Source organism: Pseudonocardia sp. D17 (assembly GCF_036984265.1).
GTDB lineage: Bacteria > Actinomycetota > Actinomycetes > Mycobacteriales > Pseudonocardiaceae > Pseudonocardia > Pseudonocardia benzenivorans.
The window spans coordinates 85,104-102,868 of the sequence record NZ_BPRG01000234.1 but is presented as its reverse complement, the minus strand read 5'-3'; the positions used below and the strand labels follow the sequence as shown (position 1 = coordinate 102,868).

Genomic DNA, 17,765 nt, shown 5'->3' with positions numbered 1-17,765 from the left:
GCGCGGCCGCCCCCTTCACCAGGAGGCGCCCGGGGGCGAAGGAGCTGAATGTCGAACACCGATGCGCCCGCCGGGACCACCGGCGGGCCGTCCGCGCTGGCCGATCTGCCCGAGAAGCTGCGCGTGCACGCGCTCGCCAAGCTGATCGGGCGCACCAGCAAGGAGGTCCTGGCCACCCTGGCCGACCTGGGCGTGGAGATCCGCAGCGCGCAGTCGAGCGTCGACCGGGCGCTCGCCGAGCGGGTCGTCACCGCCCTGCTCCCCGACCCCGACGTCGCCGACGAGACGGCCGTCGCCGACGAGGCCTACACCGACGCCGCGACTCCGGAGGCGGTCCCCGCGCCCGCCTCGGCCGACGCTCCCGGGGTCGCCGGGTCCCCGGCGGTCTCCGGTGAGCCGGCCGTCGCCGAGGCCCCGGCGGACACCGACGGCGACGGCGCCGAGACCGGGACCGGGACGGCCGCTGACGCCGGGCGTGCCCCGCTGTTCGCCGCGCCCGTCTTCCAGCCTCCCGCGCCCGAGCGCCGGCCCAGCCGGCGGACCCGGGCCGCGGCGGCCGCCCCCGAGGCGGCCGACCCGTTCAAGGTCGTCGACAAGGCCCCGGCCACCGGCCCCGACGCCGGTGCCGACGGCGGTGCCGATGGCGGTGCCGACGGCGGTGCCGATGTCCGGGCCGACATCGACGAGGCCGAAACCGACACCACCGCCGACGACGCGGCGGTCGCGGACGACGACGCCGGTGACGACTCCGACGAGGCCGGTGCCCGTCGTCGCCGCCGGCGCGGCCGTCGTGGCCGCGGCCGAGGCCGAGGCGCCGACGGCGCGGACGACGCCGACGACCAGGACGACACCGAGGGCGACTCCACGTCCGACTCCGCGTCCGACGACGGCGCGGACTCCGGCCGGGCCGCCGGCGCCGACGAGGACGCGGCGACCGACGACGACGCCGAGGGCTCCGACGACGGCGACGACTCCGAGTCCGACGAGTCCGGCTCGTCGCGGCGCCGTCGCCGCAGGCGCCGCCGCCGCGGTGGCTCCGACGACACGGACTCCTCCGAGGACCCGCCCGGCACCGTCACCCGGGTCCGTACGCCCCGCGAGCGCAGCGGCGACGACGACGCCTCCGACGGCGTCCAGAGCGTCCGCGGCTCCACCCGGCTCGAGGCCAAGCGCCAGCGCCGCCGCGACGGGCGGGACGCCGGTCGTCGCCGGGTCCCGATCCTCACCGAGGCGGAGTTCCTCGCCCGCCGCGAGGCCGTCGACCGCTCGATGGTCGTGCGCGAGCACGGCGACCGCGTCGAGATCGCGGTCCTCGAGGACGGCGTGCTCGTCGAGCACTTCGTCGCGGACGGCCCGGCGAGTTCGGGCTCCGCGGCGTCGTCCATGGTCGGCAACATCCACCTCGGCCGCGTGCAGAACGTGCTGCCCAGCATGGAGGCGGCGTTCGTCGACATCGGTCGTGGCCGCAACGCGGTGCTCTACGCCGGCGAGGTCGACTGGGACGCCGCGGGCCTCAACGGCAAGGCCCGCCGCATCGAGCAGGCCCTCTCGACCGGCGACAGCGTGCTCGTCCAGGTCACGAAGGACCCGATCGGGCACAAGGGCGCCCGGCTGACGACGCAGATCAGCCTCGCCGGCCGGTTCCTGGTCTACGTGCCCTCCGGCGGGACGGCGGGGATCAGCCGCAAGCTGCCCGACACCGAGCGCAAGCGGCTCAAGGACATGCTCAAGGAGATCGTCCCGGCCGAGGCGGGTGTGATCATCCGGACGGCGTCCGAGGGTGTCACGCAGGAGGCGCTCGAGCGCGACGTGCGGCGGCTGCAGGCGCAGTGGGAGGTCGTGCGGAGCAAGGCCGACGCCACGGGCCCGAACAAGGTCAAGGCGCCCGCGCTGCTCTACGAGGAGCCCGACCTGCTCGTCAAGGTCGTGCGCGACCAGTTCAACGAGGACTTCTCCCGGCTCGTCGTCTCCGGTGACGACGCCTGGGACACCGTCTCCAACTACATCGGCCACGTCGCGCCGGAGCTGTCCGACCGGCTGCACCGCCACGTCGGACCGACCGACGTCTTCACCGAGTACCGCATCGACGAGCAGCTGCTCAAGGCGCTCGACCGCAAGGTCTGGCTGCCCTCGGGCGGCACGCTGGTCATCGACCGCACCGAGGCGATGACCGTCATCGACGTGAACACCGGGAAGTTCACCGGGTCCGGCGGCAACCTCGAGGAGACCGTCACCCGCAACAACCTGGAGGCGGCCGAGGAGATCGTCCGCCAGCTGCGGCTGCGCGACATCGGCGGCATCATCGTCATCGACTTCATCGACATGGTGCTCGAGGCCAACCGCGATCTCGTGCTGCGCCGGCTCACCGAGTGCCTGGCCCGCGACCGCACCCGCCACCAGGTCGCCGAGGTGACCTCGCTGGGCCTGGTGCAGATGACGCGCAAGCGTGTCGGCGGCGGCCTGCTGGAGCACTTCTCGACGCAGTGCGAGCACTGCCGCGGGCGCGGCGTCATCGTCTCGACCGAGGGCGTCGAGGCCAAGGGCGAGCACAAGCAGGGTGGCGACCGCCAGCACGAGCGCGACGGCAAGCGCGGCCGCAACCGCAACCGCCGCGACGACAACGGCCGCCACACCGAGCACGACGACAAGCCGCAGCTGCCGCCCGACGCCGGGATCGCGGTCGTCGCCGCGCAGATGGCGGCCGACCAGCCGGGCAAGGAGAAGGAGAAGGCCGAGCCGCCCGTGCTGCGGCTCGCCGGGTCCGACGACCCCGACGGCGCACCGGTCCCGGCCGCTCCCGCAGCGTCCGCGGATCCGGGCGCCGAGCCTGCCGCTGCCGAGCCTGCCGCTGCCGAGCCTGCCGCTGCCGAGTCCGCCGCGGCCGAGTCCGCCGCTGTCGAGTCCGCCGCGGCCGAGCCTGGCGCTGCCGAGCCTGGCGCTGCGGCGGAGCCCGCTGCGTCCGCCGAAGCCGAGGCGTCCCCGGGCCGGACCCGGACGCGACGGACCCGCGCCCGGCGCGCCGCCGCGCCGCCGGAGCCCCGGTCCGACGCCCCGTCCGTGGACCCCGCGCTCGCCGGTGCGGGCGCCGCCGAGGCGGCGGTCTCGGAGTCGGCCCCGGCCACGACCGACGACACCCCTGCCACGGTCTCCGGGAGCGGCGAGCGCAACGGCACCCCCGAACCCGTGCGCAACGGTGTCCCGGCTGCCGCGGTCGCCGACACCTCGGCACGCAACGGCCACGAGGCGCACGAGGCCGCCGCGGCGGCGGTCCCGGGTGGTCCGCTCAACGGCGGCCCGCTCAACGGCAGCGTGCCCACGGCCGGCGTCCCCGATCCTGGCGTGCCCGACGGGAGCGTTCCCGAGGGGAGCGGGCCCGAGGACGCGATCGGCGACGACGGTGACGCGGGTCGTCCCCGGCGGCGCCGGGGCCGCGTCACCCGCACCGCGGGCTCGCCCAGCGGGGCCACGGCCGCGGTCATCACCGCGCCCGTCCCGGCGGCCGAGACGGCGGCGCCGGAGGCGGTTCCCGCGGTCGCCGCGGCGACCGTCCCGCCCCAGCCCGAACCCGTCACGGAGGCACGTCCGCGCAGGCAGCGGCGTACCGCGTCACGTCCGGCGGGCCCGCCCGCCGGTGCCGAGGAGTAGACCGGGGACCCGGTTTGACCCTGGAGAAATCCGTTCCGTACCCTGGGACATCGGAGCCGCGCCCGCGCCAGTCGACGGGATGTGGCGGCGCGTCGAGTGCGCGCCTCGTGTCCCCCGATATTCAGGAGTCGTGCGTCAACGATGTACGCGATCGTCAAGACCGGCGGCAAGCAGTACAAGGTGGCCGTGGACGACGTGGTGACCGTCGAGAAGATCGACGGTGATCCCGGTGCCGAGATCAGCCTGCCCGCCGTGCTGCTCGTCGACGGCGACCAGCTCACCACCGATGCGGACGCGCTGGCCAAGGCCTCGGTGACCGCCACGGTCGTCGAGCACACCAAGGGCCCGAAGATCCGCATCCACAAGTTCAAGAACAAGACCGGGTACCACAAGCGTCAGGGCCACCGTCAGCCGCTGACCAGGGTCCAGGTCACCGCGATCAGCAAGTAAGGAGACCTGGGCATGGCTCACAAGAAGGGTGCGTCCAGCTCGCGCAACGGGCGTGACTCGAACGCCCAGCGGCTCGGCGTGAAGCGGTTCGGCGGTCAGGTCGTCAACGCGGGCGAGATCCTCGTCCGTCAGCGCGGCACCAAGTTCCACCCCGGCGTCGGGGTCGGCCGTGGCGGCGACGACACGCTGTTCGCGCTCGTCGAGGGCGCGGTGGAGTTCGGCACCAAGCGTGGTCGCAAGACCGTCAACGTGGTTCCGGTCCAGGTCTGAGGCCTGCACCACCCCAAGCGTTTCGAGAACGGCGGGCCGCCCCTGACGGGTGGCCCGCCGTTCTCGTGTGTATAGGAGAAGCCTGATGTCTCGGTTCGTCGACCGGGTCGTGCTGCACGCCATCGCGGGAGCGGGTGGCAACGGCTGCGCGTCGGTCCACCGGGAGAAGTTCAAACCGCTCGGCGGTCCCGACGGAGGCAACGGGGGTCGCGGCGGATCGATCGTGCTCGTCGTCGACCCCGGCGTGCACACGCTGCTCGACTTCCACCACCGGCCGCACGCCAAGGCGCGCAACGGCAAGGAGGGGCAGGGCAGCTTCCGGGCCGGCGCGAACGCCGAGGACCTGGAGCTCGCCGTCCCCGACGGCACGGTCGTCTTCGACGAGCAGGGCGAGATCATCGCCGATCTCGTCGGCGCGGGCACCCGCTTCGTCGCGGCGCAGGGCGGCCGCGGCGGGCTGGGCAACGCGGCGCTGGCCTCGGCCGCGCGCAAGGCCCCGGGGTTCGCCCTGCTGGGAGAGGAGGGCGAGGCCCGCGACCTCGTGCTCGAGCTGCGCTCGATGGCCGACGTCGGGCTGGTCGGGTTCCCGTCGGCGGGCAAGTCGTCGCTGGTCGCGGCCCTGTCACAGGCCCGTCCCAAGATCGCAGACTATCCGTTCACCACGCTCGTCCCGCAGCTGGGCGTCGTCAGCGCGGGGGAGTCGGTGTTCACCGTCGCCGACGTCCCGGGCCTCATCCCCGGCGCGTCCGAGGGTCGCGGCCTGGGGCTCGACTTCCTGCGCCACATCGAGCGCTGCTCGGTGCTGGTGCACGTCGTCGACTGCGCGACGTTCGAGCCCGGCCGTGACCCCGTCGCCGACGTCCGGGCGCTGGAGCAGGAGCTCGCGCGCTACACCCCGGCGCTCGGCGGCGACCTCGCGTCCCGGCCGCGGATCGTCGCGCTCAACAAGATCGACGTCCCGGACGCGGCCGACCTCGTCGACATCGTCACCGAGGACCTGCGTGCCGAGTTCGGCTGGCCGATCTTCCCGATCTCCACCGCGAGCCGCGCCGGGCTGCGCGAGCTGACCTTCGCGATGGCCGAGCAGGTCGACGCGTACCGGGCGGCGCTGCCGGTGGCGGAGCCGACGCGCGTCGTGCTGCGCCCGCAGGCCGTCGACGACACCGGCTTCACCGTCGAGGACGACCCGGAGCTCGAGGGCGGGTTCGTCGTGCGCGGGCCGCGGCCCGAACGCTGGATCCGGCAGACGAACTTCGCCAACGACGAGGCCGTCGGCTACCTGGCCGACCGGCTCGCCCGACTGGGCGTCGAGGAGGCGCTGGCCGCCGCCGGTGCCGTTCCCGGGTGCCCGGTGACGATCGGCGACGTCACCTTCGACTGGGAGCCCAGCACCCCCGCCGGCGTCGCGACGATGATGTCCGGCCGTGGCACCGACCGGCGGTTGGAGCAGAACAGCCGGGTCAGCGCGGCCGCGCGCAAGGCCGCCCGGGCCGACCGCCGCCGGCACCGCACCGACGAGGAGCTGGCCGAGGAGCTCGCCGCGGACGACGGCGACGAGACCGGCGGCGGGGTGGGCGACGAACCGGGGCTCGACGACGCCGACGGCGACGTGTGGGACGAGGACTCCCGGTACCCCGCCGAGGAGGAGCTCGACGACACGCCCGGGACCGGCAGGCGATGACACCCCGCAGCGTCCCCGGGCCCCGGGCCCAGCTCGCGGCGGCGCGCCGGCTCGTCGTGAAGGTCGGGTCGTCGTCGCTGACCAGCCTCGACGGCGGCATCGACCCCGGGCGTCTCGACCGGCTCGTCGACGCCCTTGCGGCCCGGCGGGCCGCGGGGTCGCAGGTCGTGCTCGTGTCCTCGGGTGCGATCGCGGCCGGGCTGGCGCCGCTGCGGCTGACCCGCCGCCCCCGCGACCTGGCCACCCAGCAGGCGGCGGCGGCCGTCGGGCAGCTGCTGCTCGCCCACGCGTACTCCGCGTCGTTCGCGCGGTTCGACCTCGACATCGGGCAGGTCCTGCTCACCGCCGACGACATGATCCGGCGCTCGCACTACCGCAACGCCCAGCGCACCCTCGAACGGCTGCTGGGCCTCGACGTGCTGCCGGTCGTCAACGAGAACGACACCGTCGCCACCGACGAGATCCGCGTGGGCGACAACGACCGGCTCGCCGCGCTGGTGGCGCACATCGTCGGCGCGGACGGGCTCGTCCTGCTCTCCGACGTCGACGGCCTCTACGACGGCGACCCCCGCCGGCCGGGGTCGTCGCTCGTCGCCGAGGTGGAGCACCCCGCCGACCTGCAGGCCGTGGAGATCGCGAAGCCCGGCCAGGGCACCCTCGGCCGCGGCGGGATGGCCACGAAGATCACCGCCGCGGCGATGGCGTCGGCCGCGGGCGTGCCGGTGCTGCTGACGTCGGCCGACGAGGTCGGCGCTGCGCTCGACGTCGCGCCCGACGGGCCCAAGGTCGGCACCGCGTTCCGGCCCTCGGGGCGGCGGATGTCGGCACGCCGGTTCTGGCTGCGGCACGCCGCCGACGTGCAGGGCCGTCTCGACCTCGACGCCGGCGCCGTGGCCGCGGTCATCGGACGGCGGCGCTCGCTGCTCGCCGCGGGCATCCACGGCATCTCCGGCGACTTCGTCTCCGGCGACGTCGTCGACCTCGTCGGCCCGGGCGGGACGGTCGTCGCGCGCGGCGTCGTCGGGTACGACGCCGGCGAGCTGCCCGCGATCATCGGCCGGCGCACGTCGGAGCTGCCGCCCGAGCAGCGCCGCGAGGTCGTGCACGCCGACGACCTCGTCCCGCTCTCCGACCCCGCCCCCTGACCTGCGCCCCGCCACGGCACGGCGGGCGGGCGCGACGGCAGGGTCGCGCGCAACCAGGGTGTCGTCGGAGCGGCGTCACGCAGCGCCCAGGTTGCGCCCGGGTGGTGCGGGTGATCGTCCGGGGTGCTCGCCGCCCGGCGGGATGGCACACTCCCGCGGATGGACCCCGCGCAGCCCGCGGCACCGCCGCGGACGGACCCGGCGCAGGAGGCACGAGCGCGGATGGTCGACGCGCTGCGTCGCGACGGACGCGTGCGGTCCGACACCGTCGCGTGGGCGATGAGCGCGGTCCCGCGGCACCTGTTCCTGCCGGACGCCACCGTCGAGACCGCCTACGCGGACAGCGCGGTCGTGACCAAGGTCGTCGCCGGGGTGGCACTGAGCTCGGCGTCGCAGCCGTCGATGGTCGCGATCATGCTCGAGCAGCTCGACCTGCACCCCGGCCAGCGGGTGCTGGAGATCGGCGCCGGCACCGGGTACAACGCGGCGCTGATCGCCCGGCTCGTCGGGGCCTCAGGCGCGGTCACGACGGTCGACATCGACGAGGACATCGTCGTCGCCGCCGCCGGGCACCTGGTCGCGGCCGGGTATCCCGACGTCGTGCTGGTCACCGGCGACGGCGCGCTCGGCCATCCGCCGGGTGCCCCGTACGACCGGGTCGTGCTCACGGTCGGCAGCGCCGACCTGCGGCCCGAATGGATCGCCCAGCTCGCGCCGGACGGCAGGCTGCTGCTGCCGCTGCGGGTCAGGGGCAGCCAGCTGTCGGTGGCGTTCGACCTCGGCGCGGACGGCCTGTTGCGCAGCACCTCGGTGCGGTCGTGCGCGTTCATCCGGCTGCGGGGGGCGGGTGCGGGCGCCGAGCCGGTCGCCGCACTCGGGACCGACGGCTGGTCGGCCGAACCCGCCGACCCCGGCACCCCGGTACCCGACCCCGACGCGCTGCGCGCGGCCGTGGACCGGCCCGGGACCGAGGAGCCGCTGGGCGTGCGGCTCTCCGCGGCCGACGTCTGGGACGGCCTGGGGCTCTGGCTCGCGCTCGGCGAGCCGAGGACGCTGCGCCTAGTCGCCCGCGGCACCGCGGCGGAGTCGCCCGCCGCCGCGGGCCTGGTCGCGGTCGCGGGTGCGCGCGCGACGATCGCGCTGCCCGGCACGGGCGGGTTCGTCGCGCTCGTGCAGGACGACGCCGGTGGGCCTGCGCGGATGCGCTGCCACGGCGACCCGGGGTGCGACGCCGTCGCCAGGCTGGGCGCTCTCGTCGACGCCTGGGTGGCCGCCGGCCGCCCGCACGCCGCGGACCTGCAGCTCACGGCGTTCCCACAGGGCTGCGCGGCCACCCCGGCCGCGGGCGACTGCCTCGTGGAGCTCGGGTCGGCGACGTTGCTCGTCGAGTACCTCGGTCCGGTGGCCTGAGCGGTCAGCCCGCCTGCGCCAGCGCGAACGGCAGGACCGAGGGGGCGCCCGCCAGGCGTACCGCCCGGGCGGCGACCGTCATCGTCCAGCCGCTGTCGACGAGGTCGTCGACCAGCAGGACCGGGCCGTCGAGCCCGTCGAGCGACGGCAGCGACGCCGTGTCGAACGCGTCGGAGACCGCGGCCAGCCGCTGCGCGGAGTTGTCCCGGGCGGGCGGCCGCTCCCCGCGCGGCGCGAGCGTCCCCAGCAGCGGCAACCGGCCGATCTCGGCGATCCGCCGGGCCAGCTGCGCGAGCTGGTGCGGCCGCGTGCGCGACCCGATGCCGACGACCCCGACCGGCCGCTGCGCCCAGTCCCACCCCTTGAGCACGGCGACGACGGCGTCGAGCACGTCGGCGGGGACGGGCCGGTCCTCGTCGGCGAGCAGCTCCCGCAGCCGGGTGCCCCACCCGATGTCGGAGAGCCGTCCGATGACCCGTCCCTCGTCGGCGACCTCGCCCGCGGCGATCCGGCCGGACAGCGCGACGCCGATCTCCTTCATCCCGCTGGGCCACTGCTTGCGCGGCGCGAGCGGCACCCCGGGCCGGGCGATCCGCTCGGCGGCGGCGGCCGCGGCCGCGGCGTCGACCTCGGGCGAGAACACCTGCCCGGTGCAGACGTCGCAGCGCCCGCACGGTGGATCGGTCGCGGCGCCCGGGTCGTCGAGCTGCGCGCGCAGGAACGCGAGGCGGCAGCGGTCGGTGGCGATGTAGTCGAGCATCGCCTGCTGCTCGACCTTGCGGGCGGCGGCGATCCGCTGGTGGCGCTCGGCGTCGTAGAACCAGGGCTCACCGGTGGCGACCCAGCCGCCCTTGACCCGCTTGGCCGCGCCGTCGCTGTCGAGGACCTTGAGCAGCATCTCCAGCCGGGTACGCGAGAGGTCGACGCGGGTCTCGATCGACGCCGTCGACAGCGGTGAGCCGGACAGCACGTCGAGGGTCTGGCGGACCAGCGGCTCGGGCGGGAAGGCGAGGGAGGCGAAGTAGTTCCAGATGTCGCGGTCCTCGCGGCCCGGCAGCAGGACGACCTCGGCGTGGTCGAGCGCGCGGCCGGCGCGGCCGATCTGCTGGTAGTAGGCCACCGGCGACGCCGGGGCGCCGAGGTGGACGACGAACCCCAGGTCGGGCTTGTCGAACCCCATGCCGAGCGCGGACGTCGCCACCAGCGCCTTGACGCGGTTGCCGAGGAGGTCGGCCTCGGCGGCGAGCCGGGCCTCGGGGTCGGTCTTGCCGGTGTAGGAGGCGACGGCGTACGCGCGCTCGCGCAGGAACTCGGCGACCTCCTCGGCCGCCTGGATCGTCAGCGTGTAGACGATGCCTGCGCCCGGCAGCTCGTCGAGCCGGGAGGCGAGCCAACCCATCCGCTGCGCGGGCGTGGCCAGCTGCACCACCGACAGGCGCAGGCTGTCGCGGTCGAGCGTGCCGCGCAGCACCAGGGGCTCGCCCGAGGACAGCCCGAGCTGTTCGGTGACGTCGACGACGACGCGGTCGTTCGCCGTGGCGGTGGTGGCCAGCACGGGGATGCCGTCGGGCAGGTCGGCGATCAGGTTGCGCAGGCGCCGGTAGTCGGGCCGGAAGTCGTGCCCCCAGTCCGACACGCAGTGCGCCTCGTCGACGACGAGCATCCCGGCGCTCGCGGTGAGCCGGGGGAGCACCCGGTCGCGGAAGTCGGGGTTGTTGAGCCGCTCGGGGCTGACGAGCAGCACGTCGACCTCACCCGCGTCGATCGCGGCGTACGTGGCGTCCCAGTCGTCGATGTTGGCGGAGTTGACCGTCGCCGCGTGGATGCCGGCGCGCGCCGCGGCGTCGATCTGGTTGCGCATCAGGGCCAGCAGGGGGGAGACGATCACGGTGGGGCCGGCGCCCTGCTCGCGCAGCAGACCCGTCGCCACGAAGTAGACCGCCGACTTGCCCCATCCCGTGCGCTGCACGACGAGCGCGCGCCTGCGTTCGGCGACCAGCGCGTGGATCGCCGTCCACTGGTCCTCGCGGAGCCGCGCCCCGGGGCCGGCCAGACCCGCGAGGAGCTCCTCGGCGCGGTCGCGCAGGGCGGGTGCGGTGAGGGGAGCCATACGGACATGGTGCCCGCCGCCACCGACGTTTCCACACCGGTCTCCGGTGAGACACCACGGCGCCCGGGTTGTGACTCGCGGCACCCAATGAGACGGGCCTGGGCGAATCCGGGTCCAGGAAGGCAGGATGCCTGACGTGAGCCCTCTCCAGTCGCCGGCGTTCGGCTCGGTCGCCGACGTCACCGAACGTCTGGCCGCTGTCGGGTACCTCGCGTCGACCGCGGTCGCCACCACCGTGTTCCTGGCCGACCGCCTCGGCAAGCCGCTGCTGGTCGAGGGCCCGGCCGGCGTCGGGAAGACGGAGCTGGCCAAGGCCGTCGCCGAGTCGACCAAGGCGGAGCTCGTCCGGCTGCAGTGCTACGAGGGCATCGACGAGGCGCGCGCGCTCTACGAGTGGAACCACGCCAAGCAGCTGCTGCGCATCACCGCGGGCCAGGGCAACGAGGACTGGGACCGCACCCGCGACGACGTGTTCTCCGAGGAGTTCCTGCTGCCGCGGCCGCTGCTCACCGCGATCCGCCGCCCCGACCCGACGGTGCTGCTCGTCGACGAGATCGACAAGGCCGACGTCGAGGTCGAGGGGCTGTTGCTGGAGGTCCTGTCGGACTACCAGGTGACGGTCCCTGAGATGGGCACGATCACCGCGACCCGCAAGCCGTTCGCGCTGCTCACGTCCAACTCCACGCGTGAGCTGTCCGAGGCGCTCAAGCGCCGCTGCCTGTTCCTGCACCTGGACTTCCCCGATGCCGATCTGGAGCGGCGGATCGTCGCGAGCCGGGTGCCGGAGCTCACCGAGGCCCTCACGGATGCGCTGGTCCGCACCGTCCGGGTGCTGCGCGGGCTGGAGCTGCGCAAGGCGCCGTCGGTCGCCGAGACGATCGACTGGGGCCGCACGCTGCTCGCGCTGGGCATGGACACCCTCGACGACGACGCCGTCCGCGCGACCCTCGGCGTCGTCCTCAAGCACCAGTCCGACCAGGTCAAGGCCGCCGCCGAGCTACGGTTGAACTGATGGTCGTCGCCGCCCCGCACGGGCTCCCCGGGCACCTCGTCGACTTCGTCGCGGCGCTGCGCAGCCACGGGGTCGCCGTCGGGCCGGGGGAGACGATCGACGCCGCGACGGTGCTCACCGCGGTCGACCTGCTGCACCGCGACCAGCTCCGCGAGGGGCTCGCCGCCGCGGTGCTGCGCCGCTCCGGGCAGCGCAAGGTCTTCGACACGCTCTTCGACCTGTACTTCCCGGCGGCGATCGGCGCCGGCACCGCCGAGGTCGACGTCCCGCGCGTCGGCGACGACGAGGACGGCGCCGTCGACGTCGAGGCCCTGCGCGACGTGCTCGCCGATCTGCTGCGCGACGGCGACGACGCGGCGCTCGCCGAGCTGGCACGTGCCGTCGTCGAGGCGCTGGCCCGCACCGGGAGCTCCGGGCAGGGCGGGCGGCCCGGGGCGCAGCCGAGCTGGTCGGCCTACCAGGCGCTGCGGATGCTCTCGCCGGAGACGCTGCTCGCGCGCATCCTCGACGCGCTGCGCGACCCCGACGTCGAACCCGGCTCGTTCGCCGACGAGGTGCTGCGCCGCGAGATCCGCGACCGCATCGCCCGGTTCCGCGACATGATCACCGACGAGGTCCGGCGGCGCACCGCCGAGACCCGCGGCCGCGAGCAGGTGGCGCGCACGGCCGTCCCCAAGCAGGCGGAGCAGGTCGAGTTCCTGTCGGCCTACGCGGGGCAGCTCGCCGAGCTGCGGCGCACGGTGCACCCGCTGGCCCGGCGCCTCGCGGCCCGGCTCGCGGTGCGCCGCAAGCACGCCAAGCGCGGCGAGCTCGACATGCGCCGGACGCTGCGCCGGTCGATGTCCACCGGCGGGGTCCCGATCAGGCCCGCCTACCGGACCCGCCGTCCGGGGCGGCCCGACCTCGTCGTGCTCTGCGACGTCTCCGGCTCGGTCGCGGGGTTCAGCCACTTCACGCTGCTGCTGGTCCAGGCACTGCGCGAGCAGTTCAGCAAGGTGCGGGTGTTCGCGTTCGTCGAACGTGCCGACGAGGTGACGCACCTCTTCGAGCCCGGTGCGGAGCTCTCGGGCGTGATGAACCGGGTGCTGCGGGAGGCGTCGCTCGTCGCGTTCGACGGGCACAGCGACTACGGCGGCTCGTTCGGGTCGTTCGCCGAGTACTGGTCCGACGCGCTCACCCCGCGCAGCTCGCTGCTGATCCTCGGCGACGCCCGGACCAACTACCGCGACCCCAACCTGACGGTGCTGCGCCGGCTCGCGGGCCAGGCCCGGCACGCGCACTGGCTCAACCCGGAGCCGCGCCGGCAGTGGGGCACCGGCGACTCGGCCGCCCTGCGCTACGCCGACGTCGTGCCGATGCACGAGTGCCGCACCGCCGCCCAGCTCGCCGACGTCGTGGAGTCCCTCCTCCCGATCTAGCCCCCGTGAGTGACGCTGCCGCGCCGCGCCGGCTGCGGCTCCGGCAGCCCGCTGCCGGTGGGGCTCGGCGCCTCCTCGCGCTCGCGGCACTGCAGGCCTGCCTCGGTCGACCCTGCAGCCAGTGAACATGCCGCTTTATGTATATGCGGGAAGCGGTATGTTCGGGGCGTGTCCGAGCCGTTCGCCGTCGTCGCCGACCCCACGCGCCGTCGCGTCCTCGACCTGCTGCGCACCCGCCCGCGGACCGTCACCGAGCTGGTCGACGCACTGGGCGTCAGCCAGCCGACCGTCTCCAAGCACCTGCGGGTGCTGCGCGAGGCGGGTGTCGTGACGGTCCGCGCCGAGGCGCAACGCCGCCGGTACGAGCTGCGCCCCGAGCCGCTCGCCGCGATCGACGACTGGCTCGCGCCCTACCGCTGGATGTGGGCCGACCGCCTCGACACGCTCGGCCGCCACCTCGACACGATGGAGGACGACCCCGATGCCTGAGGATCAGTTCGGCCCCGCCGCCGACCGCTGGGCGCTGCGCCTCGAACGCCGCTACCCCCACCCCGTCGAGAAGGTCTGGGGCGCCGTGACCGAACCGGCGCACCTCGCGCAGTGGTTCCCGTCCACGGTGGAGGTCGACCTGCGGGTCGGCGGGGCGATGCGGTTCGGGTTCGGCGACGAGATGGTCGTGACCGGAGAGGCCGCCGAGCGCGACGCCGCCGTCGACCAGTGGGGGAGCGGGGCGGTCGCGCACGTCGCCGCCCGGGCGCACTCGCATGCCTGAGCGCCGGGTACCCTCGCCGCGTGGAGATCGACCGCGCCGCCGGTACGCGGTGAGCCTGCGCCGATCCGGTCGCCGCGCCGGCACCCCCGCTGCCGCGCCGTGCACCGTGACCGTCTGCCGCGGCTGCTGCTGCGGGACCGACCGCAAGCACCCCGGCGTCGACCACGCCGCGCAGCTGTCCCGCATCACCGACGGGATCGGCACGGCCGGGCGGGTGCGCGTCAGCGACTGCCTCGACGCCTGTGCGCAGTCCAACGTGGTCGTGGTCGCGCCGTCGACGGCCGGCCGCGCCGCGGGCGCCCGGCCCGTCTGGCTGCGCGACGTGCTCGACGCCGACGTCACCGAGGACGTCGTGACCTGGGTGCGGGCGGGCGGGCCCGGCGTCGCCGATCCGCCGGACCTGCTCGACCTGTTCGTCTTCACCCCGGCGCGGAAGGTGCGCGCGCAGCTCGACCGCTGATCCGGGTGCCGAGCCTGCGGGCGCCGCGGCCGTCCGTGTTCGGGAGATCCGTATCGTGACGTCGTGGTCACGGTGTCCGTCCTCGGTCCGCTGCGCGCGGCCGTCGACGACCGCGCCGCCGATCTGGGCGGCCGCCGGCAGCGGGCCGTGCTGGCCCGGCTCGCCGTCGCCGCCGGGTCGCCCGTCTCGGCCGACCTGCTCGTCGAGGACATCTGGTCGGGCGAACCGCCGCCGCGGGCCCTCGCGGCCCTCCAGGTCCACATCTCGCACCTGCGGCGGATTCTCGAACCCGCCCGCCCGCCGCGGGCCCCGGCGACGGTCCTGGTCAGCGTTGCGCCCGGCTACGCCCTGCGGCTCGACGACGACGCGCTCGACGCCCGTCGGTTCACCCGCCTGCTCGACGACGCCGCGGGCCGGCCCCCCGAGGCGGCGCAGGGGACGCTGCGGGCGGCGCTCGCGTGCTGGGCGGGCCCCGCGTACGGCGAGTTCGCCGACGAGCCGTGGGCCGCACCGGAGGCGGCCCGGCTGGAGGAGCTGCGCCTGCAGGCCGTGGAGCGGCTGGCCGAGGCCCGGCTGGCGACCGGTGAGGACGCCGCCGTCGTCCCCGACCTGGACCGGCACGTGCACGACCACCCGCTGCGCGAACCGGCGGTCCGGCTGCTCGCGCTCGCCCTCTACCGGGCGGGCCGGCAGGCCGACGCGCTGGCGGTGCTGGCCCGGGTCCGGCGGAGGCTGGCCGACGAGCTGGGCGTCGATCCCGGCCCGCCGTTGCAGGACCTGGAACGCGACGTCCTGGCCCAGGCGCCCCACCTGGTCGTGCGGTCGGCCCCCGCACCCGCGCCGATGCGGCCCGCGCCCCCGCCGCCCGCGCCGGTGCCCGTCGTCGACCGGACGGCCCTGCTCGGCCGGGCCGCCGAGCTCGACCGGCTGCGCGCCGCGGCGACCCGGGCCGGCACGCCCGGGCCGCAGGTCGTGCTCGTCTCCGCGGACGCGGGCGTGGGGAAGACGACGCTCGTCGAGGCCTTCCGCGCCGAGCTCGCCGCGGGCGGCTGGGTGACCGTCGTCGGGCGCTGCCCGGAGGCCGAGGGCGCCCCGCCGGGCTGGCCGTGGCGGGAGATCGTCACGTCGCTGACCGCGGCGCACCCGCCCGCGCCCGAGCTGGCCGACCGCCTCGCCCCGCTGCTCGACGCCGGCCCCGTCACCCCGGACCGCACCTTCTGGCTCGCGACGGCGGTCGCCGACCTGCTCGCCTCGCGCACCGCGACGGCGCCGGTGCTGGTCGTGCTCGAGGACCTGCACCGCGCCGACGGCGAATCCCTCCAGCTGCTCCGCACGGTGGCGGGAGGCCTTGCGGGACAGCGCCTTCTCGTCGTCGCGACACTACGGCCCACGGAGGCGGGCGACGACCTCACCGCCACCTTCGCCGCGCTGGCGGGGCCGATCGGCGACCGGATCGAGCTGGCCGGGCTCGACCCGGACTCGGTGGCCGAGCTGCTGCGGCGCAACGGGTCCGGGGCTCTGACCGCCGAGCAGGTCGCCCGGGTCGTCGACCGCACCGATGGCAACCCGCTGTTCGTGCGGGAGACCGCGCGGCTCGCCGCGGCCGAGGGCTGGGGAACCGCCGCGACGGCCGTCCCTGCCGGGGTGCGCGACGTCCTGCGGCGCAGGCTCGCGCGGCTGCCCGCGCAGGCCCGGACGGTGCTGCGGCAGGCCGCGATCCTGGGACGCGACGTCGACGTCGACACCCTGCTCGCGCTCGTCGGCGCGGCGGGGGAGGACGAGGCGCTCGACGCGCTGGAGCTGGGCGTGCTGTCCGGGCTGCTCACCGAGCCCGACGCGGGACGCGTCCGGTTCGCCCACGTCCTGGTGCGCGACACGCTCTACGAGGACATGCCCCGGCTGCGCCGGACCCGCGCCCACGCGGCCGCGCTCGCCGCCGTCTCGACGGTGCGGCCCGGCGACCGCAGCGCGTTGGCCCACCACGCGCTCGCCGCGGGTGCGGCCGTCGACCCGGCGCGTGCGGTCGTCCTCGCCTCGGACGCCGCCAGGGCCGCGGCGGCCGCGGGAGCGCACCGGCAGGCCGCGGAGCTGTGGGCGGCCGTCGCCGACCGCGCCGACGCCGCCGGCCTGGATCGCGAGGCCCGCCTCGACGTCCTGTGCGCGCACGTCTCGGCACTGGCGCACTCGGGTGCGACGGGTCCCGCCGTGCGGCGCCGCGCGGAGGCACTCGACCTCGCGCTGGCCGCGCCCGCGGTCCCCGACGACGTCCTCGTCCGCGTCGTGACCTGCTACGACGCTCCGGTGTCCTGGACCCTGCGGGCGGACAACACCGTCGACACCCGGCTCGTGGAGGTGCTCGACGGGCTGCTCGCGCGGGTGCCGGCCGATCGGGTCGCGGTGCGGGTCCGGTTGCTGACGTCGCTGGTGTTCGAGATCGAGGGGGAGCAGGAGGAACGGGTCCGCGAGCTGACGGCGCAGGCCCTCGCGCTGACCGAGGGTGCGGCCACCGACACCGACACCGGCGCCGGCCCCGCACTGCGCTGCCTCGCCCTCAACGCGCGCTTCTACGCGATCTTCGGGCCGGACCTGTGGCACGAGATGAAGGGCGTCGGCACGGAGCTGGTCGAGGTGGCCACCCGCGCGGGCCTGCCCGGCTACCGCGCACAGGGTCTGCACCTGCTGTTCATGGACGCGGCGTCGGAACGGGATCTCGACGCGGCGCAACGCCACGTCGACGACGCCGTCGCCGCCGCTCCTGGCGGCCAGCTCGGCTTCACCCTCGGGTGGTCGGCCATCTTCTCCGCGCTGCGCGCGCTCGTCGCCGGGGAGTTCGACGCGGCCGCGGCCGGCTACGCCGAGATCGGCGCGCGGCTCGAGGCGGGTGGGGTGACCAACGCCGGGCTGATCGCCCTCCTGGGTGGGCTCGCCGTCGCGCACGCCCGCGGCCGGATCGACGACCAGCTCGTCGCGGTGCTGGGGATGGTGCACGAGCGGGCTCCCGTCGAGGCCGCCGAGGCGTACGCGCTCGCCCTGGTGCTGGCGGGCGACCTCGGGCGGGCGCGCCAGGTATGGCGGCCCGACGTGCCCCAGCGCCGGACGTACTACTGGCAGCTCGGGATGGCGATGCGGGCGGAGACCGCCGTCGCGCTCGGCGACCGCGAGGTGGCCGGCGAGTGCTACGACGCGCTGCAGCCCTGGGCCGGGACGTTCGCCGGGCTCTCCAGCGGCACCGTCACTCTGGGACCCGTCGACGAGAGTCTCGGCAGGCTCGCGCGGCTGCTCGGGCTGCCCGCCGACGAGCATTTCCGCGCCGCGGCGGCCCTGGCACGCGGGCTCGGCGCACACCACTGGGCCGCGCGGGCCGAGGCCGCCCTCGCGGCCCGCTGACCGGT

Annotated in this window: 13 protein-coding genes; 12 read left to right on the top strand and 1 reads right to left on the bottom strand. The window is 75.7% G+C overall.

Annotated elements, in window-relative coordinates:
• The first annotated feature begins 48 nt into the window (after positions 1-48).
• The 6 genes from PSD17_RS32200 to PSD17_RS32175 all read left to right on the top strand — a co-directional run bounded on the left by PSD17_RS32200 (position 49) and on the right by PSD17_RS32175 (position 8,601).
• Positions 49-3,645, top strand: a complete 3,597-nt coding sequence (locus PSD17_RS32200; protein WP_339126063.1) for a translation initiation factor IF-2 N-terminal domain-containing protein — start codon at positions 49-51, stop codon at positions 3,643-3,645.
• Between the two features lie 141 nt (positions 3,646-3,786).
• Entirely contained in the window at positions 3,787-4,095 is a 309-nt protein-coding gene (gene rplU, locus PSD17_RS32195; RefSeq protein ID WP_013674147.1) for a 50S ribosomal protein L21, read from the top strand.
• 12 nt (positions 4,096-4,107) lie between these two features.
• Entirely contained in the window at positions 4,108-4,365 is a 258-nt protein-coding gene (rpmA, locus tag PSD17_RS32190; RefSeq protein ID WP_013674148.1) for a 50S ribosomal protein L27, read from the top strand.
• Positions 4,366-4,447: 82 nt separating this feature from the next.
• Positions 4,448-6,046, top strand: a complete 1,599-nt coding sequence (gene obgE / locus PSD17_RS32185; protein WP_339126171.1) for a GTPase ObgE — start codon at positions 4,448-4,450, stop codon at positions 6,044-6,046.
• Positions 6,043-7,191, top strand: coding sequence for a glutamate 5-kinase (gene proB, locus PSD17_RS32180; RefSeq protein ID WP_013674150.1), 1,149 nt, complete (start codon positions 6,043-6,045; stop codon positions 7,189-7,191). Before obgE ends, proB begins: the two co-directional genes overlap by 4 nt.
• 159 nt (positions 7,192-7,350) lie before the next feature.
• Positions 7,351-8,601 (top strand): methyltransferase domain-containing protein, encoded by a 1,251-nt coding sequence (locus PSD17_RS32175; RefSeq protein ID WP_339126062.1) that lies wholly within the window; start codon positions 7,351-7,353, stop codon positions 8,599-8,601.
• Positions 8,602-8,605: 4 nt separating this feature from the next.
• On the opposite strand, the gene PSD17_RS32170 is transcribed toward PSD17_RS32175, so the two are convergent.
• Entirely contained in the window at positions 8,606-10,711 is a 2,106-nt protein-coding gene (locus tag PSD17_RS32170) for a RecQ family ATP-dependent DNA helicase (RefSeq protein WP_339126061.1), read from the bottom strand.
• A 127-nt stretch (positions 10,712-10,838) separates the two neighbouring features.
• On the opposite strand from PSD17_RS32170, the gene PSD17_RS32165 reads away from it, so the two are divergent.
• The 6 genes from PSD17_RS32165 to PSD17_RS32140 all read left to right on the top strand — a co-directional run bounded on the left by PSD17_RS32165 (position 10,839) and on the right by PSD17_RS32140 (position 17,760).
• Positions 10,839-11,723 carry an AAA family ATPase gene (locus PSD17_RS32165; protein WP_013674153.1) on the top strand — a complete coding sequence of 295 codons (885 nt, stop codon included), beginning with the start codon at positions 10,839-10,841 and terminating at the stop codon, positions 11,721-11,723.
• Positions 11,723-13,141, top strand: a complete 1,419-nt coding sequence (locus PSD17_RS32160; RefSeq protein WP_013674154.1) for a vWA domain-containing protein — start codon at positions 11,723-11,725, stop codon at positions 13,139-13,141. Before PSD17_RS32165 ends, PSD17_RS32160 begins: the two co-directional genes overlap by 1 nt.
• A 168-nt stretch (positions 13,142-13,309) precedes the next feature.
• A complete protein-coding gene (locus PSD17_RS32155; RefSeq protein ID WP_339126060.1) occupies positions 13,310-13,630 on the top strand; it encodes an ArsR/SmtB family transcription factor in 321 nt (106 codons plus the stop codon).
• Positions 13,623-13,913, top strand: a complete 291-nt coding sequence (locus PSD17_RS32150; RefSeq protein ID WP_339126059.1) for an SRPBCC domain-containing protein — start codon at positions 13,623-13,625, stop codon at positions 13,911-13,913. The genes PSD17_RS32155 and PSD17_RS32150 overlap by 8 nt, the downstream gene beginning before the upstream one ends.
• 106 nt (positions 13,914-14,019) lie before the next feature.
• On the top strand, positions 14,020-14,373 hold the full coding sequence (locus PSD17_RS32145; RefSeq protein ID WP_013674157.1) for a hypothetical protein: 354 nt from the start codon (positions 14,020-14,022) through the stop codon (positions 14,371-14,373).
• Positions 14,374-14,436: 63 nt separating this feature from the next.
• Complete coding sequence (locus PSD17_RS32140) at positions 14,437-17,760, top strand: BTAD domain-containing putative transcriptional regulator (RefSeq protein WP_339126058.1); 3,324 nt, start codon at positions 14,437-14,439, stop codon at positions 17,758-17,760.
• Positions 17,761-17,765: the final 5 nt, after the last annotated feature.